The 23,760-nt window shown below is 46.5% G+C and carries 23 protein-coding genes and 1 pseudogene; 9 read left to right on the top strand and 15 right to left on the bottom strand.

Translation table 11 applies throughout. The annotated features are described in order from the left end of the window. Positions 1–59 precede the first annotated feature (59 nt). Together QUA34_RS18640 and QUA34_RS18635 are read left to right on the top strand one after the other, a co-directional pair. A complete protein-coding gene (locus QUA34_RS18640; RefSeq protein ID WP_333324653.1) occupies positions 60–824 on the top strand; it encodes an aldolase/citrate lyase family protein in 765 nt (254 codons plus the stop codon). Positions 825–1,011: 187 nt separating this feature from the next. Continuing rightward, positions 1,012–1,680 (top strand): 2OG-Fe dioxygenase family protein, encoded by a 669-nt coding sequence (locus QUA34_RS18635; protein WP_333139431.1) that lies wholly within the window; start codon positions 1,012–1,014, stop codon positions 1,678–1,680. Between the two features lie 123 nt (positions 1,681–1,803). Here QUA34_RS18635 and QUA34_RS18630 read toward each other — a convergent pair whose 3' ends face one another. The 4 genes and pseudogenes from QUA34_RS18630 to QUA34_RS18615 form a co-directional block, all read right to left on the bottom strand. Then, entirely contained in the window at positions 1,804–2,292 is a 489-nt protein-coding gene (locus QUA34_RS18630) for a hypothetical protein (RefSeq protein ID WP_333324651.1), read from the bottom strand. A gap of 362 nt (positions 2,293–2,654) precedes the next feature. After that, positions 2,655–3,068, bottom strand: coding sequence for a nuclear transport factor 2 family protein (locus QUA34_RS18625; RefSeq protein ID WP_332978470.1), 414 nt, complete (start codon positions 3,066–3,068; stop codon positions 2,655–2,657). A 76-nt stretch (positions 3,069–3,144) separates the two neighbouring features. After that, positions 3,145–3,986 (bottom strand): annotated as a pseudogene (locus QUA34_RS18620) (Uma2 family endonuclease). A gap of 74 nt (positions 3,987–4,060) precedes the next feature. After that, positions 4,061–5,056: an AEC family transporter gene (locus QUA34_RS18615; protein WP_333324649.1), complete on the bottom strand. Its 996-nt coding sequence runs from the start codon at positions 5,054–5,056 to the stop codon at positions 4,061–4,063. Between the two features lie 67 nt (positions 5,057–5,123). Between QUA34_RS18615 and QUA34_RS18610 the strand changes: the two genes are divergently transcribed. After that, on the top strand, positions 5,124–5,279 hold the full coding sequence (locus QUA34_RS18610; protein WP_333388868.1) for a hypothetical protein: 156 nt from the start codon (positions 5,124–5,126) through the stop codon (positions 5,277–5,279). A gap of 151 nt (positions 5,280–5,430) precedes the next feature. On the opposite strand, the gene QUA34_RS18605 is transcribed toward QUA34_RS18610, so the two are convergent. The 6 genes from QUA34_RS18605 to patD form a co-directional block, all read right to left on the bottom strand. Then, positions 5,431–5,637: a glycogen debranching protein gene (locus QUA34_RS18605; protein ID WP_333038077.1), complete on the bottom strand. Its 207-nt coding sequence runs from the start codon at positions 5,635–5,637 to the stop codon at positions 5,431–5,433. Between the two features lie 219 nt (positions 5,638–5,856). Continuing rightward, positions 5,857–6,342, bottom strand: a complete 486-nt coding sequence (locus tag QUA34_RS18600; RefSeq protein WP_333324645.1) for a GNAT family N-acetyltransferase — start codon at positions 6,340–6,342, stop codon at positions 5,857–5,859. A gap of 175 nt (positions 6,343–6,517) precedes the next feature. Next, complete coding sequence (locus QUA34_RS18595; RefSeq protein WP_333324643.1) at positions 6,518–7,591, bottom strand: RNA polymerase sigma factor, RpoD/SigA family; 1,074 nt, start codon at positions 7,589–7,591, stop codon at positions 6,518–6,520. Positions 7,592–7,717: 126 nt separating this feature from the next. Continuing rightward, positions 7,718–9,391, bottom strand: a complete 1,674-nt coding sequence (locus tag QUA34_RS18590) for an ABC transporter ATP-binding protein (protein ID WP_333324641.1) — start codon at positions 9,389–9,391, stop codon at positions 7,718–7,720. A 262-nt stretch (positions 9,392–9,653) separates the two neighbouring features. After that, entirely contained in the window at positions 9,654–10,238 is a 585-nt protein-coding gene (locus QUA34_RS18585; RefSeq protein WP_333052547.1) for a zf-TFIIB domain-containing protein, read from the bottom strand. 57 nt (positions 10,239–10,295) lie between these two features. Further along, a complete protein-coding gene (gene patD, locus QUA34_RS18580; RefSeq protein ID WP_333324639.1) occupies positions 10,296–10,682 on the bottom strand; it encodes a heterocyst frequency control protein PatD in 387 nt (128 codons plus the stop codon). A gap of 462 nt (positions 10,683–11,144) precedes the next feature. Here patD and QUA34_RS18575 point away from each other — a divergent pair, with 462 nt between their 5' ends. Next, a complete protein-coding gene (locus QUA34_RS18575) occupies positions 11,145–13,418 on the top strand; it encodes a bifunctional (p)ppGpp synthetase/guanosine-3',5'-bis(diphosphate) 3'-pyrophosphohydrolase (protein ID WP_333388867.1) in 2,274 nt (757 codons plus the stop codon). A gap of 230 nt (positions 13,419–13,648) precedes the next feature. Here QUA34_RS18575 and QUA34_RS18570 read toward each other — a convergent pair whose 3' ends face one another. Next, a complete protein-coding gene (locus tag QUA34_RS18570; protein WP_333324635.1) occupies positions 13,649–14,554 on the bottom strand; it encodes a glycine betaine ABC transporter substrate-binding protein in 906 nt (301 codons plus the stop codon). A gap of 163 nt (positions 14,555–14,717) precedes the next feature. On the opposite strand from QUA34_RS18570, the gene QUA34_RS18565 reads away from it, so the two are divergent. Next, a complete protein-coding gene (locus tag QUA34_RS18565; RefSeq protein WP_333388866.1) occupies positions 14,718–16,085 on the top strand; it encodes an aldehyde dehydrogenase in 1,368 nt (455 codons plus the stop codon). 264 nt (positions 16,086–16,349) lie between these two features. After that, complete coding sequence (locus tag QUA34_RS18560) at positions 16,350–16,700, top strand: 4a-hydroxytetrahydrobiopterin dehydratase (RefSeq protein WP_333324631.1); 351 nt, start codon at positions 16,350–16,352, stop codon at positions 16,698–16,700. Positions 16,701–16,726: 26 nt separating this feature from the next. Here the strand turns inward: QUA34_RS18560 and QUA34_RS18555 are convergent, their stop codons facing one another. Further along, positions 16,727–17,461, bottom strand: coding sequence for a response regulator transcription factor (locus QUA34_RS18555; RefSeq protein ID WP_333324629.1), 735 nt, complete (start codon positions 17,459–17,461; stop codon positions 16,727–16,729). Between the two features lie 595 nt (positions 17,462–18,056). Here QUA34_RS18555 and QUA34_RS18550 point away from each other — a divergent pair. Next, positions 18,057–18,305, top strand: coding sequence for a DUF6761 family protein (locus QUA34_RS18550; protein ID WP_006634037.1), 249 nt, complete (start codon positions 18,057–18,059; stop codon positions 18,303–18,305). A gap of 300 nt (positions 18,306–18,605) precedes the next feature. Here the strand turns inward: QUA34_RS18550 and grxD are convergent, their stop codons facing one another. From grxD to QUA34_RS18535, 3 genes are all read right to left on the bottom strand, one after another. After that, positions 18,606–18,929, bottom strand: a complete 324-nt coding sequence (grxD, locus tag QUA34_RS18545) for a Grx4 family monothiol glutaredoxin (protein ID WP_006634036.1) — start codon at positions 18,927–18,929, stop codon at positions 18,606–18,608. A gap of 217 nt (positions 18,930–19,146) precedes the next feature. Continuing rightward, positions 19,147–19,407, bottom strand: coding sequence for a BolA family transcriptional regulator (locus QUA34_RS18540; RefSeq protein ID WP_333068825.1), 261 nt, complete (start codon positions 19,405–19,407; stop codon positions 19,147–19,149). Between the two features lie 42 nt (positions 19,408–19,449). Continuing rightward, the gene (locus QUA34_RS18535) at positions 19,450–20,073 is read right to left on the bottom strand and encodes a hypothetical protein (protein ID WP_333388865.1); all 624 of its coding nucleotides are present in this window, start codon (positions 20,071–20,073) and stop codon (positions 19,450–19,452) included. Positions 20,074–20,398: 325 nt separating this feature from the next. On the opposite strand from QUA34_RS18535, the gene QUA34_RS18530 reads away from it, so the two are divergent. After that, on the top strand, positions 20,399–20,797 hold the full coding sequence (locus QUA34_RS18530; protein ID WP_333388864.1) for a transcriptional regulator: 399 nt from the start codon (positions 20,399–20,401) through the stop codon (positions 20,795–20,797). Between the two features lie 210 nt (positions 20,798–21,007). Beyond that, positions 21,008–23,335: a S8 family serine peptidase gene (locus QUA34_RS18525; protein WP_333388863.1), complete on the top strand. Its 2,328-nt coding sequence runs from the start codon at positions 21,008–21,010 to the stop codon at positions 23,333–23,335. The last annotated feature ends 425 nt before the right edge of the window (positions 23,336–23,760 follow it).

Below are 23,760 nucleotides of genomic sequence, written 5' to 3'. Positions count from 1 at the left end.
ATTAAAAACAATCTGGCTTCATCTGCGGTAAAAAACAACTAAACTTTCCGGGATTACCCATGCGTCAAAACAAACTCAAACAAAAAATTAAACAAGGCGAAACAGTCCTCGGTTTATTTATGAACTGCGCTTATCCCGCATTCATGGAAATCTGCGGTCACGCTGGATTTGATTTCGCCGTTATCGATATGGAACACGGCCCCCTGAACCCGCTTGCTGCTGAAGATTTGTGTCGCGCCGCCGACTGCACCGGAATTGCACCGATTGTTCGTGTCCGCAAAAACGACGGGCCGCAAATTCAACGAGCTCTCGACATCGGCAGTGCAGGAGTTCAAGTACCTCAAATTGAAAGCAAAATCGATGCCGAAACCGCTGTCAAAAGTGCTAAATACAGTCCTCTGGGCACGCGAGGCCTTTCCTTTGCTACGCGGGCAGGACTTTACACCGCTGCAGGTACAAATATCACCGATCGACTCAACGAAGAATCCTTAGTTGTGATTCATGTCGAAGGCAAATGCGGCATCGACAACCTGGCAGAAATTGTTACTGTGCCAGAGGTGGACGTGATTTTTCTGGGGCCTTACGATTTGTCACAGTCGATCGGCATTCCCGGCCAAGTCCGCGATCCCCGAGTCATCGACATGATGCAAGAGGCAGTCCAAACCATCCGCAAAGCAGGCAAAGCCGCCGGTACTTTTGCCGAAAACCCCGAAATCGCCCAGCAGTGGATTGATGCTGGCGTTCAGTACGTCGCACTTGGGGTCGATGTTGCCGTTTTCCTGCGGGCCTGTCAGTCGCTGGTGAAAGCAGTCAATCGATTTTAGATTTTAGATTGGGGATTTTGGATTAAAAGAAGAACCAGCCCCCAATTCATCTTGTCGTCTTTACGATATCTTTGCAATTTTTGTAGTGTTTTTTACGACACATACAAAAATCCTGCGCTAGAGTAGAAGCATACACCTCCTCCAGGCAAATTTAGGGAGGGGAGCAAGGCTTCAGGGAGTAAAATCTATGAAAACCGTATTAGAATCCATTCATTTGGATTATGCCTTCATGTTTACTTTCAAAAAAGTAAACTCGATTAAGCTAGAAGGCTTCAAGGAATTTTTTGACGATATGCCTGTCGATCCGTATGTGAAAGGTAAGTATCGTTCGAGAAGATTGTCGCGGTTTGCAGTCAACGGAAATGAGTTAGTTAAGTTACCTCACGGCTATTTGTATCAAAGCAAAACATACAATCCGCTAGTGGGTGATATCAGGCGGGAATTTGCCGAATTGGACGATCGACTAATCGCCCTCGATAATTTCAAACAGATGATTTTTGCTTTTTTCGATTCCTGCAAAATTCACCCGGAAGCTGAAATCGGCATCCATCAAATCAGGACGACTTGTTCGCCAAACAATTTTGGCAACCCCGCACCGGAAGGCATTCACCAAGACGGTACTGATTTTATCGGGATTTTCTCAGTTGACAGAACTAATATTGTAGGCGGGGAAACGCATTTGTACTTGGCTAAAAAAGAGAAGCCTGTTTTTAATAAAATTCTGCATCCGGGAGAATTGCTGTTAGTTAACGACCACGAGTTTTTCCACTTCACTACACCGATTAAACCGGAATCTGAAGGGGTGGGAACCAGGGATGTCTTTGTGCTGACTTCTCCGAGTTTGCTTACCGATTGAGGATACAGTCTGGCACGAATAACCTAATGATGTAGGGTGCGCGCCGCGCACCTTACTTCGATTACCCATTACTGCATCCCACAGAGCACCTTTTGGTTGCGCCCTTACCCATCTCGATCGTGGTTAATGCTTGGGAAAATCGATTCCTGAAATGGATATTCCTTCCATCTTCTGCACATATCGTCCTTGAGCAGCTACACATTCTGCCATTTTTTCAGCTTGTATGGGTTGACTCCTGCGATCGGAGGAGATACCTCTATACTCCCATGTACCGCGAATGTCGCCAGAGAATGCTTTTCCATTGTTTTTTAATACTAGCTCCGTGCCAGTTGCATCAATATAGTATTTCCCATTTTCCAAAGACACGCTGCTAATTGTGATAGATTCGACTCCTTTGTAGGGAGTTGCAGGGCCATCGACGATCTTGATGCAGATTCTATTGTTTTGATGTGCAATCTCTCTACGGGAGTTATTGAACATTGTTCCTTGAGCGTAGTAAGCTCCTGTGGGTAGAATTGTAGATCCCTGTTGATTACTTTGAGCAGAGGACAATGATGAGATTGACAGAAGGATAGAACTAAAAATTAGTGTTTCGATCGCCAAAAATTTCATTTGCAACAAAACTCCATTAAAATTGTTTTTTCAGATTCTACACGATCGCAGATGCTCTATAAACTTCTCTAGAGTTCTTGCAAAAGTCAAATTCACCTCCCGCAAGTCCCCCCTTATTCAGGGGGGAAACAAGAATAATCTTGCCTCCTCCCCTGATTCAAGGGGAGGGTTGGGGTGGGGTGTCTTGTATTTTTGCAATAAATCTAATCATGATTCAAGTCCTTACTACAAACCTTTCGTTAGTAGTGAGGACTTTATTCGTCTTTCTGGCGTTTAGTCAATCATGACTAAAGTTCTCACTACAAACCTGCATATTTTCCTAAAAAGCCAGGTTTATGCCTCTAGCAACTCACAGATAAATTTTATCGAAACTTCCGTTCAGACTCTTGAATGGGAACATCATTAATGCTAGCTTCACGTCTTCGCATTAACCCATTTTCTGCAAATTCCCACTGTTCATTACCATAGGCGCGATACCAGTAGCCAGAATCATCGTGCCACTCATACTCAAATCGAACAGAAATCCGATTGTCTGTAAAACTCCACAGTTCTTTCTTTAAACGGTAATCTAATTCCTTTGCCCATTTTCGTCTTAAAAAAGCCTTGATTTGTTCCCGTCCGCTGAAGAATTCGGCACGGTTTCGCCACTGAGAATCTTCCGTATAAGCTAAGGCTACTCGTTCTGGATCGCGGGTATTCCAGGCATCTTCAGCAGCTTGAACTTTGGCTTTAGCCGTTTCCAACGTAAAGGGCGGTAGAGGTGGTTTAGTTTCCATCAGCTTTGTTTTTTGTGATTATAAAAGATTAGGTGCGGGATGCTCGCGCTACAGAGAGAGTTTTGAAAATTTGATATCAGTCCTCAGCATCGGGATCGATTCCCATTGCTCGCATTCGATCGGCTAACTGGGTAACTTTTCGCTCTGCTTGTTCGGCTCTTTCCCGTTCTTGCTCGGTTCTAGCCCGCTCAATTTCAACTTGTTCGGAGCCAGTTAACAGCAAATTCCCCTGGGAATCCCACCACCGCAGCCAAAGCAGTTCTTGATTTTGATAGCTTCCCTGCCACAGTCCCAATTCTACATCTAGTACAGGAATGGGATAGTGACCGCGTTCGTTTGGCTCCATCCTTCGATACACAAAATCTATCAGGTGATAGACCTCTAAATTGCCCGTTCTCATTTCATAAATGCCGTAGTAAGGAATGCGGATAATTCTCTCGTACACCCAAAACTTACCCGGTTTAGTGGTGGTACCGTCAGCGGCCACACTCAAGGGAGTACGTGAAGCGAAGCTATCCCGTTCCCCGTAGGGGTTCCCGAAGGGTAGGGAATCGCGCTCTTCATCTCCATTACCGCTAGCAAATTCTAAAGCAATGAACGGAGCCATGTGTTCCCGCCAAAGTACATAAGAACGGCGAAAACCGTCAAGTGTTGCGGGTACATTCGGCACGTAAAACCAATCCGGTGCTTCTGCGCCTCGCTCTGGCGGGTCAGTTTCTCGCCAGTAAATGCCGCAATCTTGCCCGCATATTGTCCGTCTGGATGCAGCCGCTCTACAACCGGCCCGATCGAATCTGTCAGAATGATGCTCTGGGGATGCTCCTGAAAATTTTTTACAAATGTACCGTCTTCGTCTGGCAATTGGGTATGATCGGGGAATGCAGGAGGCAGACCTGTAGCAGTTATTGTCTCGTTCATAGTCTTTTCCGTGCAGCTATTGTTGATTGTACTGCGAAATTTTAGAGCCATCTGATTTGAAATTTTAGCTAATATTAACTAAACCCAGCTAACCACAGCGGAAGCATCAACAGCAACCCGACGGAAGTTATGGCGATGCTGCTAGCTAACAAATCGCGATCGAGCTCGTAGACTTCTGCTAAAATCAGCACAGAAAGAGCTGTGGGCGTTCCCGACATCAACACCAACACGAACCTCGGATCGCCGCTCAATCCGAAATAACTAGCACCCAATCCGATCAGCACCGGCACAATTACCACTTTTAACAGCGACGGGATTAACGCCAGTTCAAAACTTTCCCATTTCTTAATAGACCTCAGCCGGATGCCAACCAGCAGCAAAGCACTGGCAATTACCACCCAAACAGCAGTCTGCAATCCCGATTCCACTATCTCGGGCAGGGGGATGTTTCTAGTATAAAAACCAATTAAAAATGCCCACAGAGCGGGAACTGTCAGCACGTCCCGGATCTGAGTCCACCAGTGATTTTTTTGCTCGGAGTTCCCGAAATAGCTAGCAATAAATACACCGAAACAATAAGTTCCAATAACATTGTTAGTGACGCTGTACAAGACAGCCCAGTTGGTGTTATCGGTGCTGATGATAGACGGGGTGATTGCTAATCCAACAAAGCCCGTATTCCCTAACATCGAAGCTAGGATAAAACTCCCTTCGCTCGATCGCTTCAGGGAATTAAAATTTAATAAAAATAAATTTACCAGAGAATTTTTGCCCTGAAAATAGGGCTTTTTGATGTGGGCCGCACTCAGCCTACGCAATAATACCCAAGTCAGCCAAGCAAAACTCGTACTCAGAAATAACACGAATATGGCGATCGCAGGTGTGAATCCCACAGCACCCGAAAATTCGCTGTGACGGGCTAAAACTAGAATTTGCAGCGGTATCCCAATCCAGAAAAGAAAGTAGCTCAGCAGCTTGGGAAAGTCAACTGGGATGTACCGAAACAGCAGCAGTCCTAAGCCAGTCCAGATAACTAGAGGCGTATAAGCGTGAAATAAGGTTTCAATCATAAAAATTTAACTAGACAATTGGAAATGCCTCTATCTATTAATAGTAATGCTAAAATCCGTTTAAGAAATGCGAATTGTCGTTAGCGGAGCCCTCGAAGAGGAGCGCACTTGCACGCTTTTTCGTCCTAGCGTGTTCGCAGCAGTGCAAGCCGGAAAATTTCCGCCCCAATTCCCCCACCTTGCAGGGCAAAATGCTCAGACTGGCAGCCCCAAACGCTTGTAGCTTTTTGCCTTCTGATTCACACAACCTTTTTTAATTTGACAAATGTGCGATCGAGCTATCTTGCCTTTTCCAAACAGATGTCCCCCGTTTTCCTACCGTTTCGAGCGAACGGAAACAGGGCGACACTAAAGCTGCTGATGACTTGCACTCATTAATTCAATTTCAAAGCATTAACAGGCACCTCATCCCAAGAACTAACAGTCCGCAAAGTAGCAACCCAGCCCTGCTGTTTTTGCTCTGCCGTCAAATTCTTCTCAAAAGATTCGTGGCAATCCTTCGCTTGAGTCTCATCGCAACAAGCAATGCAAGAATAAAGAATACCAGACGGATCGATTTGCTCGTTTACCCAAATAATCACGATCTACTCTCTCAATCAAAATCTACTGTTACTTAAATTTTCCTATATTTTTGCCACTTAAGTAGGTCGGTATTAATTAACCGGAGTGCGGCCTTTTAGCTTAACAGGCAAGATGCCTGTTCCGCACACAGGCAAGATGCCTGTTCCACACACAGGCAAGATGCCTGTGTGTGGAACAGATGAATTTTTTGTGGGGCGTTGCTCCTAGCCCACCCTGAATTACTTCGATGCCAAAGTTGCCAAAGACTCGCCCGCAACCCGGCAAATCCGCCAGTCGGGCATCACATCAGCACCGATACCCTTGTAAAATCCGATCGCCAATTCATTCCAATCCAAAACACTCCATTCCAAACGCCCGCAGCCCCTTTCCACCGTCAACTGCGCTAAATAAACTATCAAAGACTTGCCAATTCCCCGCCCTCGAAACTCAGGGATCACAAACAAATCTTCCAAATAAATTCCCGGCTGAGTCAAAAAAGTAGAATAATTGTAAAAAAACAGCGCCCAGCCCACAACTCGATTTTCGCACTCGGCTAAAATCGCTTCAGCAAAAGGTCGATCGCCAAACAAATGATGCTCCAAATCAACGGCATTGCCAGTAACGGCATGAGATAATTTTTCGTAGTCAGCTAAAGCTTTAATCAAATCAAACAGCACCGGCACGTCAGCGCGGGTAGCTGGGCGCAAAATTACCTCAGAAGACATAAATAAGTAAGTAGGACGCGACAATCAACAATTAAAAATACCACATCAAGACATTTTTGATTTGTAATTTTTAATTAAGTTTGTCAACCTTGAATTAGCATATTTAGGGCAGCCTTGGAGTGCCCACCCACAATAATTTTAATATTTTTCACAATGCCAACTCAATTTTTTTTGCTTATTTCAACCAGCCCTTCAATCGTTCCGTCACTTGAGGGCGGCGCAGCTTTCGCATTGCCTTATTTTGAATTTGACGGACTCGTTCGCGGGACAAATTGAACAAACTGCTGACCTCTTCTAAAGTGTAAGGTTCGCCCGTCAGCAAACCGTAACGCATAGCAACAATCTCTTTTTCCCGCTCAGTCAAAATACTGTCCAACACCTCCAAAATATCTTGGCGCATCATCATCTCATTCATCTGAGCTTCGGGAGATTGCGTCGCGTTATCTTCCAGAACATCCAAAAGTTCCGAACTTTCTTCTGAGCCGATGCGGTGGTTGAGAGACAAAGATTGCCGACGTACTTGCTGGAGGTAGCGAAGCTGTTCGCAAGAAACTTGCATTTCTCTAGCAAGTTCAGTTTCAGTTGGATTGCGTTGAAGAGAACGCCTCAAATCGCGATAAACTTTTTTGAGTTTATTTAACTGTTCGACAATGTGAACCGGCAAGCGAATCGTCCGCCCTTGATTGGCAATTGTCCGGGTAATTCCTTGGCGAATCCACCAATAGGCATAAGTAGAAAACTTGTAACCCTTCTCCGGATCGAACTTTTCGGCGGCCCGGTTTAAACCCAAAGCTCCTTCCTGAATTAAATCGAGAAAAGGCACGCCCCGATTAAGATAGCGTTTGGCAATCGAAACCACCAAGCGCAAATTCGAGCTGATCATTTTCCGTTTCGCCGACTGACACTGGTGGCGAAGCTGTTGCAGTTGAGTTTCGCTTATCCCCAAAGCCGTTGCGAGTTCAGCTTTTGTCGGCACTCTGTCGAATTCCTGCTGCAAACGCTGTTCTAGTTCATCCAGGGCTACCAATTCTTGAACGCGGCGCGCTAACTCTACTTCTTCGGCTGCTGTCAGTAGAGGATACCGAGCCATTTCCTTGAACAAAGCTCCCACTGGATCGTCGGCAGACCAGTTGTTGTATGCTGACGATCGAGTTACCGTCGGACGATCGATCTCAGTGTCTTCATCTTGTGCGATCGCGAATGAGGCTTCGGGTGCCACCGCAAAACTGCCTAGGTCAGATTCTGCCATATCGTGCTTGGTGTCGGTGGAAGGATTTGAAAAGTATCCCTTAACTTTAACCAATTTAACCGGAAATTTCCGAAATCCATCTAGAAGCCCGTGACAGAAATTAGATGGCCCCAATTTTATACCTTTCTATTGAGTTCGAGCCAGTAAAGGAGCTGCCTGCAATAATTGCTGAGTATAAGGGTGCTGCGGATTAGTAAAAATATCTCTAGTCTTACCGATTTCAACAATTTTTCCGGCATTCATTACCGCAATGCGATCGCAAAAAAATCTCGCCACCCACAAATCGTGCGTAATGAACAGATAAGTCAAATTAAATTCCTGCTTCAACTCCAACATCAGCTCTAAAACTTGAGTCTGCACGCTGGCATCCAGCATACTCACAGGTTCGTCGCAAATTATCAGTTGCGGCCGAGTAATTAAAGCGCGGGCGATCGAAACTCGCTGCTGTTGTCCTCCTGACAATTCCCCCGGATAGCGACGAAAGAAATCCTCCCCTGGACTTAAACCTACCCGCTCTAACATTTGGATTACTTGTTTTTTAGCTTCGCTGCCATTAGCTAATTTGTGAATAAACAAAGGGTCAGCAATACTTTGCCCGACAGTCATCATCGGATTCAGGCAAGCGTGGGGGTCTTGAAAGATCATTTGCATTTCGCGGCGGTGCTTCCTCACAGCATCGCGGTTCAGGGCAGTTATATCTATTCCTTGAAATTCCACTTTGCCACCAGTCGCGGTAATTAGCTGCAAAATCGTGCGTGACAAGGTACTTTTGCCGCAGCCGGACTCCCCCACCAGCCCTAGGATTTCTCCCCGTTGTAGCTCTAAACTAACGCCGTCTACTGCTTTAATTACCTGGCGATTCCTGGAAAACAACTGATCTAATAAATTGCTTTCTAAACTGTAGTGTTGCTGCAAATTCGTTACGGTCAAAAGAGGCGAATTTGTTGAGTTTGCAGTAACGGCTTCAGTCCTGATTTCCTCGAATGCTAATCCTTTGTCAGAATCGGCTTGAATGTGCAAAGCTGCTTTGAGGAGCGATCGAGTATATTCGTGCTGCGGCTTTTCAAACACGTTTAGCACCGGCCCTGTTTCTACGACTTTACCGCCGTACATCACCGCAATGCGATCGCAATACTCAGCCACCATCGCCAAATCGTGAGAAATCAACAAAATAGCCGTTCCCCGTTCCTCGCAAAGTCTGGTTAATTCCTGCAAAATCTGAGCAGCTACAGTTACGTCCAAACTTGTAGTCGGTTCGTCCGCCACAATTAATTTGGGATCGAGCAAAAGAGCCAAAGCAATTGCTACTCTTTGCCGCATTCCGCCGCTAAATTCGTGGGGAAATTGCGACCAGCGAGACGCGGGAATTTTCACAGCTTCCAGAGTTTCTATCGCCCGTTTCTTAGCTTGCTTGCGATCCAAATTCGGTCTGTGAGCTTGCAAAGTCTCGATGCAATGTTCTCCTACAGTCATCAAAGGATCGAGACGAGTCATCGGATCTTGAAAAATCAATGCTACAGCTTCGCCCCGAAATTGTCTCAGCCGCGAAGCATTCATATCGAACACCGACTCTCCAGCAAAACTAACTCGCCCCTCAATCAGCGTTGAATCCGGCAGCAACCGCATCGCCGCTCTTCCCAAAGTTGACTTACCGCACCCAGACTCCCCAACTAATCCGAGCTTTTCCCCCGGTTTCAGCGTCAGGGAAACCCCGTCAACGGCCCAACCGGATTGGCCCCGCCGCTGAGGATAAGCTACTCGCAGATTGTCAACGGAAAATAGAGAAGAGTCATTAGTCATTAGTCATTAGTCCTTAGTCAGTAGTCAGTGGTCAGTTGTTATTTGTTATTTGTTATTTAATGGTCAATATACTGGCTGTTAGTTGTTACTTCTTAGTGTTCCAGAGTTATTAGTTATTGGCAAGAGACTGCTCTGCTGTTTGTAAATACAAATAAAAATAGCTACAAACAAAGCTTTTATTAGTACATCATTCACCGAGCAACTGATAACTGACAACTGACAACTGACAACTAACAACTGACAACTGACAACCATCAACTGACTAAATTTCCCTTCGCTTCAACTCAGCTCTCCGCAGTATGTAAGTAGCGGCACAATCTGCGTGAGGATGGTCTGCTAAAACTTCCGCGAGTTCCAATACATATCCGGCGATATCCGGCCCCAGCTTCTCAGTCAGCACTTGACGTTCCCTAGAGGCGAGTTCTTGCACGCGGGCCTTAGCTTGCCAATTCGGAGAAAACATCTTGTCAATCTCGGTGTGGAATCCCAGACTTTCGAGAATGTCCCACTCGCCGTTATCGCACCAAATGCCCCCGCACAACATACAGCGCTCTATGTAAAAGGGCACTCTGCTGAAAGGAACTTTCGCCCGCGACAGATAGTGACCGTCTTCGGGACACAGCGCTGCTTTGCTGTCGTAGGGAGACGGCGTGAATTCTATGCCGAGAGTCGCTGTCGCATCAGGCTTCTCGGATTTGTTGTACCACTGGCTTTGCTCTTTTTGCCAAGCTTCGTATTCTCGGCCTGGAATCCAGATACCGTAACAGTTGGGACACCACTGCACCGACATACGGCCGGCTAAGGTACCGCCTTCTAAATTGGGATGTTTACATTTTGGACATTCCACCGCTTTATTTCTCCTTGCCTTATTAATTCCCTGTTAATTCAATTATTAATTCTGTATCTAGGCGGGCCCTGAAGAACCAGAATTTTTTTGCAGCAGCGCGCCACAGTAGCCAATTAGCGTGTTAAGCCGCGCGATCGCCGCAGTTTGCCTCGCCTTTGCTGTCGCTGGCTGGCGCGACGCTTGCAAAAAGGTGACATCTGTCCCCAATAACCGCAGTTGCTTGTGAATTTCCGTCAAATAGGACTGCTCTGGGGGTGTTTCTGAGGCGTCTAACTCATCGCTTTCGGCTCTCATAATTTGGTTTCCGAAAAATTGTTGCACTTTTGTGTATTCGATCGCCAGCGCGACCCGATCCACATTATCCTGTGCAGCAGTTCTTTGTAGTTGTTCTAGTGCTTGCTGTAATTCTTGGTAGCACTGGCGGCGGTCTTCGGACAATATCATGATTTTGTAAACAAATTTGTATTTATAATCAAAGTAGATACTTACTTAAGTTTGCTCATATGGAGGGAAGCGGTGCGTTTTTGGAGCAATTCCCTGTTTTGTGAGAACTTTTTTCGATTTTCTGCCCTAACTCTACCCTTCTGGCTGCTGCTTTTAGTTTAGCGTTGCCGGTAAATGCCGATCCCCCGCAACCTCCACGGCTACCGCCCAAATCTGCTGATTTTACCCGATTTTCCTCGTTCGACAGACTGCGGCGGCGGCAGTGGTGTCACTATATTTTCCTACCTCCGAGGGGGGGCGACTCCGGATTACATAGGTATAGTTTGAGAAAAATCGACTATTTTTTTGAATTGCAAATTGTGGCATTCAATTAGTTTAGTATAGCTAAACACATAATTTCGGCAATTCAACCGGAAACCGGCTTTTAACCATTTGTATTTCTAAGTTTTAAAGGTGTACCCCATGAACGCGAACACTCTGACTCCCTCTCCTTCGATCGATCCTGCCGTAGTTCCCGATTGGCTGCAAGAATGCCTGAATAATCGATCGCAGCCGGATGGGGGCTCTAACCCGAATTGTTCGACTGACGACAGCTTAATTTGTCGGGCCTTTGAATTTGCCCGCGACTTGCACGAAGGACAATACCGCAAATCGGGAGAACCTTACATTTGCCATCCGGTAGCTGTGGCTGGAATACTCCGGTATATGGGCGGCAACAACGTCATGATTGCCGCGGGCTTCCTCCACGACATTGTTGAAGATACAGATATTACTCTCGAAGAAATAGAACAACGGTTCGGCGCCGAAGTGCGACAGTTGGTTGAAGGTGTCACCAAGCTTTCTAAATTTAATTTTTCCAGCAAAACAGAGCGCCTTGCGGAAAATTTCCGCCGAATGTTTCTAGCAATGGCTAAAGATATTCGCGTCATTGTCGTCAAACTGGCAGATCGGCTGCATAACATGAGGACTTTGGAGCATTTGTCCGAAGAAAAGCAGCGCAGTATTGCCTTAGAAACCCGAGATATTTTTGCTCCCCTAGCAAACCGTTTGGGTATCGGCCGCTTTAAGTGGGAATTGGAAGATTTAGCGTTTAAATACCTGGAACCCGAAGCTTACCGCGAAATTCAGGAATTGGTGGCCGAGAAGCGGGCCGATCGAGAAACTCAACTCGCAGAAGTCACAGATAGTTTGCGAGAAAGGCTTGACAATTTAGGCATTAAATGCTATGAAGTTAGCGGTCGTCCCAAACATTTGTACGGGATTTACGGGAAGATGCAGCGCCGCCAAAAAGGGTTTAAGCAAGTGTACGATATTGCGGCGGTGCGGATCATAGTAGAAACTAATGATGACTGTTATCGGGCTTTGGCGATCGTCCACGATTCTTTCCGCCCGATTCCCGGCCGCTTTAAAGATTATATCGGTTTACCAAAAGCCAACCGCTATCAATCATTGCACACCGGAGTAATCGGAACCAGCGGCCGCCCCATCGAAGTGCAAATTCGCACCGTAGCAATGCACCACATTGCAGAATACGGCATTGCCGCGCACTGGAAATACAAAGAAACTGGCGGTTCTAACACAAAAGTCACCGGCGATGACGAAAAATTTACTTGGCTGCGACAACTCCTAGAATGGCAAAGCGACCTCAAAGACGATCGCGAATATTTACAAAGCATTAAGGACAACTTATTCGACGAAGATATTTACGTTTTTACTCCTAACGGAGACGTAATTGCTCTCAATAGCGGGTCAACTCCCGTAGATTTTGCTTTCCGCATTCACACCGAAATTGGTAATCACTGCACCGGTGCCAGAGTCAACGGGCGAATGGTAACACTAGACAAGGTTTTAAAGAATGGCGATATTGTAGAAATCTTGACCCAAAAAAATGGTCATCCCAGTTCCGACTGGCTGAATTTTGTCAAGACAAACGGAGCAAAAAACCGAATTCGTCAGTGGTTGAAGCGATCGCACCGAGATGAAAATCTTGCTCGCGGGCGGGAATTGCTGGAAAAAGAATTAGGTAAAAACGGATTAGAATCTTTGCTGAAATCTGAACCCATGCAGTCTGTGGCTCAGCGCTGCAACTACCACAGCGTCGAAGATTTAATCGCCGGTTTGGGCTACGGCGAAGTCACCCTAAATCTCGTAGTAAATCGACTGCGAGATTTAGTAAAAGTGCAGCAAAAAATTGAAGCTGCTCCCGCAGGAACCCACGAAGTGCCCATGCTCATACCTGCATCGACGACACCGAAACCAGTACCGAGTTCGTCTCCGAGCAAATCGCCGATCGCAGGGGTAGAGGGATTGCTTTACCATTTATCCGGCTGTTGCTGTCCGATTCCTGGGGAATCAATTATTGGAGTTGTGACTCGCACTCGCGGAATTTCGATTCACCGGCAAGGATGTTCAAATGTTGAAAGCGTACCTGGGGATCGGTTGGTTCCTGTGAGTTGGAATTCCAGCAACCGCAATGAATCTCGACCCAACACTTATCCGGTTAACATTCAAATTGAAGCCCTCGATCGAGTGGGAGTTCTCAATGATGTTTTATCGCATTTAAAGGACAACCAAGTAAACGTCCGCAGCGCTCAAGTCAAAACCTACCCCGGATTGCCGGCATTAATTGACTTGTGCATGGATATCCAGGATAAACAACAGTTTGAGCGGACTTGTATGCAAATTAAAAAGATGAGCGATATTTTGAATTTGCGGAGGCTGAGTGAAGTGAATTAAGAGCAAAGACGGCGGTTGAAACCGCGCCTACAAAAACGAACTCCACTCCAAGCGGACTGAAAAAAATAAGGTAATTTTAACCGCCTGTTCTTCAACCCGCACCAGGCGGGTTTTCTTTTTATAGACGCGGTTTCCAGCGCCCGGTCTTCTTAACATTATCTGCGTTTATCTGTGTTTATCTGCCTAACATCTGCGGTTGACCTATCAATCAAAGATTTATGCAACAGGTCTTATGGCTTTGACACGCCCAACTTTTGCTGCAAAAACTCCCGCGCCACTTGTCCGGCTTCCTGCTGTTTCTTATCAACTTGATAGTTGAGTCGTCGCATATCTTCCTCAGAGATTTTGCCACCCAATTGTGCGAGGACTGGACGCAATTCCGGGTATTTTTCCAAAACTTGCGATCGCACAACCGGAACTGCTTCGTAGGGCGGGAAATAGTTCTTGTCATCTTTGAGAACTACTAAACCCAAACTTTGAATCAAACCGTCCGTCGTATTACCAGCAATCACATCTACTTCTTTTTGTTGCAGCGCTTGATAAAGCAATCCTAACAGCAATTCCTTCGGTTGTTCTCGAAATTTAATCCCGTAAGTTTTAGCCAATCCGGGAAAGCCATCTTCTCTCTCGTTAAATTCTGGGCCGAAACCAGCCCGGAGGTTAGGTGAAGCTTTCCCAAGTTGCGAGAGAGTTTGTAAATTGAGTTTTTTGGCATCGTCTCCCCGCACAATAATCGCAAAACTGTTATTAAATCCTAGCGGTTCCGTCCATTCTGCTTTAAACTGTTTGGGATATTCTTGTTTGAGGTAATCGAGGACTTTTTTGGGGTCAGAAATCGGTTTCTGTTTGAGCAGGTTGGCGTAAGCAGTACCCGTATATTCGACGTACAAATCGATTTTACCTGCTGTTAGGGATTGATGGCAAAGCGAACCTCCGAGATTCAGTTCTCGTTCTACTTTGATATCTGTTTTAGCTTCGATGTGCTGTGCTAAAATTTCTGCGAGAATGGCTTGTTCGGTAAAGTCTTTTGAGCAGATGACAACTTGCTTTGCGGGCTTAGAGGTACATCCTGCTACTGCAAGCAAGCAAAGCAGCCAGCAGGAATAGAAAAAAAAATCGTTCTTAGATATTTTCATGACTTAACTCACATTAAAAATCTACAATTAATACCTTATAAGTTATAGCATAAAGCCCAGATCGCAGACTTATTCCAGAAGTCTACGCTTTAACACCGATCGCACTTTACCCGACTTTCCTTTTACTGTTGTAACATTTATTTATAGACATGGAGGACAAAAGATGGTAATCAGCGTCAGCGATATTATCCAGCAGCAGCGGCAATTTTTTGCAACTGGGAAAACTAAGGATGTCGATTTTCGGATCGAAGAACTCAAGAATCTTAAAAGTGCGATCGAACTTAATCAATCACGAATAGTCGAGGCTGTCAAGGCAGACCTGGGTCGGCCGGAATTCGAGGCTTATCTTGAAATCGCATCGATTGCCGAAGTTAATTATGCCCTCAAAAACCTCAAATCGTGGGTAAAGCCGAGAAAAGTGCCTGCTTCGATAGATCAATTCCCAGCATCAGCCCGCATTTACCCTGAACCTTTGGGCGTAGTGTTAATCATCGGGCCTTGGAATTACCCATTTCAGCTAATGATATCACCTTTAGTCGGGGCGATCGCCGCCGGCAACTGTGCACTTCTCAAACCTTCGGAAATCGCCTCACACACCTCGGCAGTTGTCGCCGACATGATATCCAAAACCTTCGATCCCGCCTACGTAGCCGCCGTCGAAGGAGGAGTCGAAATCAGCCAACAATTATTAGCGGAAAAATTCGACCACATCTTCTTTACCGGAGGCACAAAAATCGGTCGAATTGTCATGGAAGCTGCCGCTAAACACCTGACACCTGTAACCTTGGAATTAGGTGGCAAAAGTCCTTGCATTGTAGACTCCGACATTCAGGTTGAATACACCGCAAAACGCATTGCATGGGGCAAATTTATCAATGCAGGACAAACTTGCATTGCTCCCGATTACCTATTAGTTGATAAAAAAGTTAAACCTGCTTTGATGACAGCAATTAAAACAGTCATTCACGAATTTTACGGCGACAATCCGCAAACAAGTCCCGACTATTCGCGGATTATCAACCAGCGGCAATTAGACCGTTTGAGTGCGTTTATCAAAGATGGAGAAATTGTCGTCGGTGGGGAAGTTAAGCCGGAAGATAGATATATTGCACCGACGGTTTTAGATCGTGTTTCCTGGGATTCGCCGGTGATGCAGGATGAGATTTTTGGGCCGATTTTGCCAGTTTTGGAGTATGATGATTTTGGAGAGGCGATCGCCCAAATCAACGCCCGTCCCAAACCCTTAGCTTTGTATTTGTTCTCGAAGGATAAAGAGAAACAAGAGCGAGTTTTGCGGGAAACTTCTTCGGGGGGAGTTTGTCTCAACGACACGGTTATGCAAGTGGGAGTAAAAGATTTACCTTTTGGCGGAGTTGGTGAAAGCGGCATCGGTAGCTATCACGCAAAAGCGAGTTTTGATACTTTTTCTCATTACAAAAGCGTGCTGCAAAAGTCATTTTTACTTGACTTAAAATGGCGGTACGCTCCCTATCTAGGTAAGTTGGATTTGATTAAGAAAATTATCGGTTAAGCGCACTTGGAGGGGCGGCTTCACCAAGGTTTACAATCTCAGAAAGATAGCCAAATCAACCCGCCCCTTCCTGATATTATCGGTTTAAGCGATTCCACTGTGAACTATTATTTCCAAAAGCTTTAAATGATTGCTCATCGGTTTTTTGAACGATTTCGATCGCACTCTCTACGTCACTCCTAAAGGACAGTTGCCCCGCCCAAAATAATTCAGATTAGAAATGTCTATAATATCTTTTAGCATCTTCTCGCTAACAAGCAATTTATGGAACCTTTAGCAACAGAACGCTGTGCCGCCTGCCGCCCAAACTCTCCCCGCGTCACAGCTTACGAAATTGTCCAACTCAAACCTCAAATTCCCGATTGGAATTTAATCGAAAAAAATGGCATTCCCAAAATAGAACGTACCTACGAATTCCCGGATTTCAAAAGTGCGATCGCCTTTACAAACAGCGTCGGCGAAGCAGCAGAAACCGAAGGACATCACCCCGCACTGTTAACCGAGTGGGGAAAAGTTACCGTGACTTGGTGGACTCACGCGATTTCTGGACTGCATCGCAATGATTTTATTATGGCTGCGAAAACAGATGCGATCGCCAATCAATTCTCAAAATAAAATCCTACTTATAGCTCGATCGTAGTCTAAGAACTCACAGCTCCCGGTACCAGCGGAGAAAGCCGTTGATTCCCATTCAACAACTCCAGATTGAGTCGGTAGCCGACATTCCGCACAGTTTGAATCAGGCTCGGTTGTCGCGGGTCGATTTCGATTTTTTTACGCAGAGAGAGTACGTGAGTGTCGATCGTCCGGGGGTTATCAATCGCATCGGGCCAGGCCCGACGCAGCAAATCCGAGCGCGACAGCGGCACTCCTCCAGCTTGAGCTAGCACGTACAGCAGGCTAAATTCCTGGGGAGTCAGCTCAATATGTTCCTCGTACAACCTGACTCGGCGCTGCACCAAATCAATTTTCAGCAGCCCGCACTCCAGCGTCGCCGGCGGTACCATCGTGCGGTTACGGCGCATCAGAGCTTCCACCCTGGCCATAAACTCTTGCATCCCAAAGGGTTTAGTCAGGTAATCGTCTGCGCCCGCCTTCAAACCTTCAACAATATCCGATTCCGAATTCCGCGCCGACAGCATCAAAATCAGCGACTGCTGCTGCTGTTGCAGCCAGTTGCAAAATTCCAAACCATCCCCATCCGGCAATTGGGCATCCAGAATGACTAGGGTTGGCTGACGGCTGAAAAATATTTCCCTAGCGTGACTGATATCCGCTGACTGGTGCACCCAGTGACCGACTTGCTGTAGATGCCAGCCCAAGAGCGATCGCAGGTGCGGATTCCCTTCAACAATTGAAATACTTGCAGATTCCACAGAGGCGAGCTTCCCATATCACTAATTGCTACAAGGTTAACAGAGCTTTTGTCAAGCTTTTGTAACCATCGCTACTCAAGCATTAGCTGCATTTAAAGCAGCGGACATACCTAGGGTACGAATTTTAAAGATTGGGTTAATTTGGCAGGGTCAGCCTGCAGAAAGGTGAAATCATTCTGGCGGTAAGCTTACAATGAAAATAAGACAGTGTAAAGCCGATCGATCCCATGCCCCAACCGCCTGCTAAAAGCGATCCCCCCGACCCAGCCCCCACTCCCAGGAGGTTGACAAATCGCGCAAGTGAAACTAGAATTCCTCCAACCGTTCGCTCGGTAGCCGGAACACTCAGCCACTTTGACCGTCAAATTCAGCCACATCCCGACTTAATTAAACGCACAGCGAATTATCTAGGTGCGCGCAAAAAGTCGAGCAACTGCATTGCAACGAGTGAAATTTTTTATGGAGGGTAGCCTGTTGAGCAGGGTAAAAACTTTTATTTAGAAATAGCCTCAAGCTGAGCCACTCAGCATCAATCGAGGCCTTTCCTAAATCCCGCCGTCATTATACAAACCACAAAGGATTTCAAGCTCATACCATGCTACAAGACACCCAAACAATCCGGCACTACCAAAAACTCACCGACGCCCTCGTCGAAATGTGGAATAGAGGTTATCGCTTCGATGACCTGCGGCTTTACTTAGACGGCTATTTAGCAGCCCTGCGGCATTCCAACGGCCTGGAACCCTATCTGATTCATAGACTAGAGGAAGAAGCAGCGCGTTACATTCACGACCCCTCCAATTTTGCAATGCCACAGACCCAAACTGAAGCAGACTACTATTAAATAGCAAATTCGGTTTGATAAACCCTTGATGAATTGGGAATTGGGAATTGGGAATTGGGAATTGGGAATTGGGAATTGGCAATTTTAACGGGTTCCCTGGCTATGCCTCGGAACCGATGTCCACAGGCTCGGCCTCGCTTTGGGAGCCTAAAAATTCGATGCCTAGCCCACTGCATTGCGTTCCTAGGCTTTGCCTGGTAACGAATAATTAAGTAAATCAACCTAATTCAACGTAAAACGCGATTGCTGTTATTTCCCCGACTTCTTAAAGAAGTCGGGGAAATGTTTTTTAGGTCTAATTTAAGAAGCCAAAGCCACTTCTACAACTTCTTGCAATTCGCCCTTTTGATACATCTCGATCATAATATCCGAGCCGCCAATAAACTCCCCGTTGATATAAACTTGGGGAATTGTCGGCCATTGAGAATACTCTTTAACGCCTTGACGAATTTCCTGGTCTGCCAAAACATCAACAGTTTCGTAAGGCACTCCCAAAGTATTGAGAATTTGCACCACAGTATTAGAAAAACCACACTGGGGCATTAACTTATTGCCCTTCATAAACACCATGATTTTGTTTTGCTTAACCAACTCGTCAATTCTTTGATGTGCTGTTGTACTCATGGTAGGTCCTAATATTGTTTGAAAATTTTTAAACGTTGACTGACGCAGAAACCGCGTTTTTTACGAAAATCTTTCGTTACAGCCATAGATTCCGGTAAAAAAAACCGGGTTTTTGTGGTTTTTGTGCGTAAGTGCAGCAGTTGTATTTCAAGCAACTATATTTCAAGCAACTATTGACACAAGCACAAACTTGTGATATCCAATTGCTACTCAACAATTAAGCAACTTGACTTTTCGCTTCCCATTCTGCGGGAGTTAAGGTTTCCAAGCCCAAAGCGTGGATGGCTTCACTAGCCATTGCCTGTTTGAGAGCGCCGTAAACCAGTTGGTGCTGCTGTACTCGGCTTTTTCCTTCAAAGGCTGCAGAGACGACTCTCGCCTGGTAGTGGTCACCGCCACCGGTCAAATCCTCAACTTGTATTTTAGCGTCGGGCAACCCTGCCTTAATCATTTCTGCTACTTGAGACGGTGTAACCATTGGTTTCTCTGATAAACGGCTGTAATTTAGATTTTAGTGGAACTATTTTGTCGATGAACTCGGTTGAGCGCTGGCCGGCCGGGGAAAGGGCGAATCCACAAAACCCAATTCCAGTAACTGCTGGTAAGCTTTCTTGCCCAAGTCGCGAGTTGGCTGCTGCGATCGAATAATCTGAATTAGCAGGGGTACAGCCAGTTCGGGCTTATTTTGCGCCCGGTGTACCAACGCCAGCCGGTAGGTAGCTTCGTCGCGCATTTGAGCCGTTTCTACAGCTTTGGTGCGGTGGCTTTCGGCCAAGCGAATGTCAATTCCGGCAAAACTGCTACCCAGTTGTTGGTAGAAGTTGGACAGTTGATTGAAAATTTGGCGGGATTCTTGGAGCTTTTGAGTAGCGAGTGCGTAATTCTGAGAGGAAATAGCACTGCTGGCTTCTGTCATCAAACGCTGGCCTCCTGGGACGCTCAGCAAGCTGCTGTCTTGCGTCAGAGGGCGAAGATTGTTGGGGTCTGTGGGGTCGTCGGCGGGCTCGATTTGCTGTTGGTTCTCTGGCCCAGAAGGTTGTTGTGCTTGGACTTGGAGCGGTTGCAATAGGGTAAAAGCTGCGATCGCCCCGATCGTAATCCGGGCAGTGGAGCGAAGCCAGCAAACAGTTCCAGAGTATACCATGAAATTACTTTGCGCCTGTGCGCTTTAAAAAAATATTTAGCTTGAGCCGATCTTACCATTGGCGATCGCAACCGGCTAAGTGTAAACCAAATTTGTTGAAATGTCAAAGGGTGCGATCGATTTTGGATTTTAGATTTTGGATTTTAGATTTTGGATTGAAAAAAGAAATCGCGGGGGATTGGACAGATCCCGGCAATATAGTCCTGGATGCAGAAACCGGTTTTTTTACCTAAATACTGCCTTTGAGGCTTGAAAAATGGTGGAAAACCCGGTTTTTTTGGTTTTGATGGGTAAGTCCCCATCTAATTCAAGAATCGAACGAACCATGAATATCGCAATTCAAAGAACAGCTTACGGTCAACTGCTGGCGAAATCGCAGCCTAAGCCAATCCTGAACGAAGAAGATTACGATCTTGCCCTCGCAGAATTAGGATCTCTGATGTCCCAGGAAGAATTAACACTAGAAGAAGAAACTTTACTGAGTCTCTGGGGGCTGTTGATCGAAGAATACGAATCAAAATATTACCCAATTCCAGAAGCGACTCCCCAGGATGTTCTATTGCATCTCATGGAAGTTCGTGAACTCAAACAAGCCGATTTAGTGGGGGTGATTGGTTCCAAAGGAGTAGTCTCTGAGGTGGTTAATGGGAAACGGGCGATTAGCAAGGCGCAAGCTAACGCGCTGGGAGAATTTTTTAATGTTAATCCTAGCGTGTTTATTTGAGCGTGTTTATCTGAAAAACTCGCTGATATAGAAAAAGACTCGGCGGTTGAAACCGCTAGCAACGCGATCGCACAAACTAAGTCCGACGCGGACTGATGGAAAAACTACCGCTGTTAGTTACAGCTTCAAACCCCTCATAGCAAAAACCTCCCTGACAGCTTATAAATATGTGTGATAAATCTACATCAAAATCAAACAGGAACATTTCTGATGGTACAACCAAGCAAACCCACCTCCGAGACTCTCCAAAACTATCAAGGGATTGGAGTTCCCGATGAAAGTCTGGCAGTGATTTTGCAGCGTGGCGGTGATGAATTGCTGCTGTCAAAAGCGGACGATCGCTTTACAGTCCGCCCCTCATCAACAGCATCAGCCTCAAACGATTGGGCTGCAACAACTGGGGCAAAACTCAACCGTCGCGTCGGCCAAAGTAATCTCGAAGAATATCTCGTTGCGCCCTCTAGCCTAGAAGCAGCAATGCAAGCAGCCCGCGCCAGCGATGCCGTAGCTTTTGCCAGCCACGTCTATTGCCCCGCGAACAATCCGAGTACATTCTTTTATTTAACCGACCAAATTACTATTCAATTTGGCGAACAAGTAGATGAACAATCGCGAAAGACGATCGCCAATGCAGCAGCTTTAAAAATAGTCCGACCAGTAGAAGGAATTCCCAACACTTTCGTCTGCGAAGTCACCAAACAAGCAACAGAAAACCCGGTCAAAATTGCCAACCGCCTGACAAGATATCCAGAAGTTCTCGTAGCGGAACCAAACATTTTAGTAGAGACACAGCAGCATTACACGCCCCGCGATCCGCTTTATCCCAAACAGTGGTATCTCAATAACAAAGGCGGCAAGGAACTTGTCGGCGGTGCTCAAATTTATGCCGAACCAGCTTGGGACATGACTCGCGGAGTTCGATCGATCGTAATTGCGATCGCCGACGATTCAGTTGACATCACCCACCCAGATTTTCAAGGCCAAGGCAAAATCGTCTCCCCCATCGATTTCAAAGACGGCGACACTTCCCCGATGCCAGTCGCCGACTCAGACAACCACGGCACAAGTTGTGCCGGCGTGGCCGTTGCTGAAGAAAACGGCAATGGCATTGTCGGCGTCGCCCCCGGATGCGCCCTGATGCCCATCCGTACCAGTGGTTTTCTCGATGACAATTCTGTCGAAAAAATATTTAATTGGGCGATCGAAAAAGGTGCCGCCGTCATTTCTTGCAGTTGGGGGCCTGCGGCAGTTTACTATCCCCTTTCCCTGCGGCAGAGTGCCGTTATCACCAAAGCAGCAACCCAAGGGCGGGGCGGCAGAGGCTGCGTTATTCTGTTCGCGGCGGGGAATGCCAACCGCCCAGTTAACGGCACAATTAACGAGAAAGGCTGGCCAAACAACGTTGTGGAGGGTCAAACTAGATGGCTAAACGGATTTGCCGTTCACCCCGACGTAATTGCCGTCAGCGCTTCCACTTCCCTCAACAAAAAAGCAGCCTACAGCAATTGGGGCAGCAGCATCTCGGTTTGCGCCCCCAGCAACAACGCACCGCCGGGAACTTGGTTGCCCGAAACCGGATTTATCGGCACGCCGCCGGAGGTGACGCAGTATTTGCCCGGTTTGGGGGTGTTTACTGCCGATCGAGTCGGCGATCGGGGCTACGACTGGGGGGACTATACTGATACTTTTGGCGGTACTTCCAGCGCCACTCCCGTAGTCGCTGGGGTTGCAGGGTTGATACTTTCGGCTAACCCCCGTTTGACGGCGCGGGAAGTGCGGGGAATTCTCGAACAAACTGCTGAGAAAATTGTCGATCCCGATCCCGATCCCCAGTTGGGCAATCGCCTGGGAAATTACGATCCTAACAACGGCCGCAGCGATTGGTTTGGTTACGGGAAAGTGAATGCTTTTAAAGCTGTGCAAGCTGCGGTGAGAAAGGGTGGCGGCAATCCGAATATCGGCGGTGCGGTGTTCAGTGATATTTCTGGACATTGGGCACAGAAGTTTATTGAAGCTTTGGCTGCGGCGAATATAATTAGCGGTTTTCCTGACGGTTCTTTTCGGCCTGATGACAGTTTAAATCGTGCTCAATATGCGGCGCTGTTGGTGAGTGCGTTTAGTCCGATTCCGAGGGTTCCGGCTACAAATTTTATTGATGTTTCTGCTACTTTTTGGGCGAGAAGTGCGATCGAACGGGCAAATCGGGGGGGGTTTTTGGCGGGGTTTCCGGGGTTGAAGTTCGGGCCGAATCAGAATTTGACTAAGAGTGAGGCGATCGTGTCTTTGGTTAACGGTTTGGAACTCAAGGGCGGCAATCCTGATTCTTTGAAAGTTTACAACGATCGTTCTCAAATTCCTAATTTTGCTTTAAGTGCGATCGCCACAGCAACTGCTTTGAAGATTGTGGTTAATTATCCTTCCCGCGATTGGCTTTCGCCGCAGCGGGATATTACCCGCGCTGAGATTTCGGCTTTGATTTACCAGACTTTGGTGGCGATTAATCGGGCAAAGGCGATCGATTCTCCCTACATTGTCTAGCTAAGAACAGAAAACTGGTTCGATCGTTCGGACTTCAGTCCTCATAAAATTCGAGGACTGAAGCCACTATAATTCGCGGCGAGTCAAACCACTTTTTGCGTAAGTCCTGACGAAAATATCGCTTTTTTGATGATAGCTTTACATATCGAGTTACTTTCCCGGAAATCCCGGGTTTCAGACTGCGAATTAAAAACTGTCCGGACTATTGCAATAAGATGAGTTACATCTGCGAAATATGAGCCAAAACTGTGCGTAGTGAATCAGAGATATTCGGTAAGCCGATTGTCAAGGTGAATTAATTTTTGTAAAGGTTTGCGCCAATCGTGAACATTACTGTGGAACAGACCTATCAATACTCCGGACAGTTTTTAAAGAGGAATGCGATCGCAATAAAATAGAGAAGTGAAAAAAGTGAGTGCAATCTC

Origin of the sequence: Microcoleus sp. POL10_C6 (genome assembly GCF_036701585.1) — a bacterium.
In the GTDB taxonomy this organism is placed as follows: domain Bacteria; phylum Cyanobacteriota; class Cyanobacteriia; order Cyanobacteriales; family Microcoleaceae; genus Microcoleus.
The sequence above is the reverse complement of the archived record's forward strand: the minus strand, read 5'-3'. Positions and strand labels throughout refer to the sequence as shown.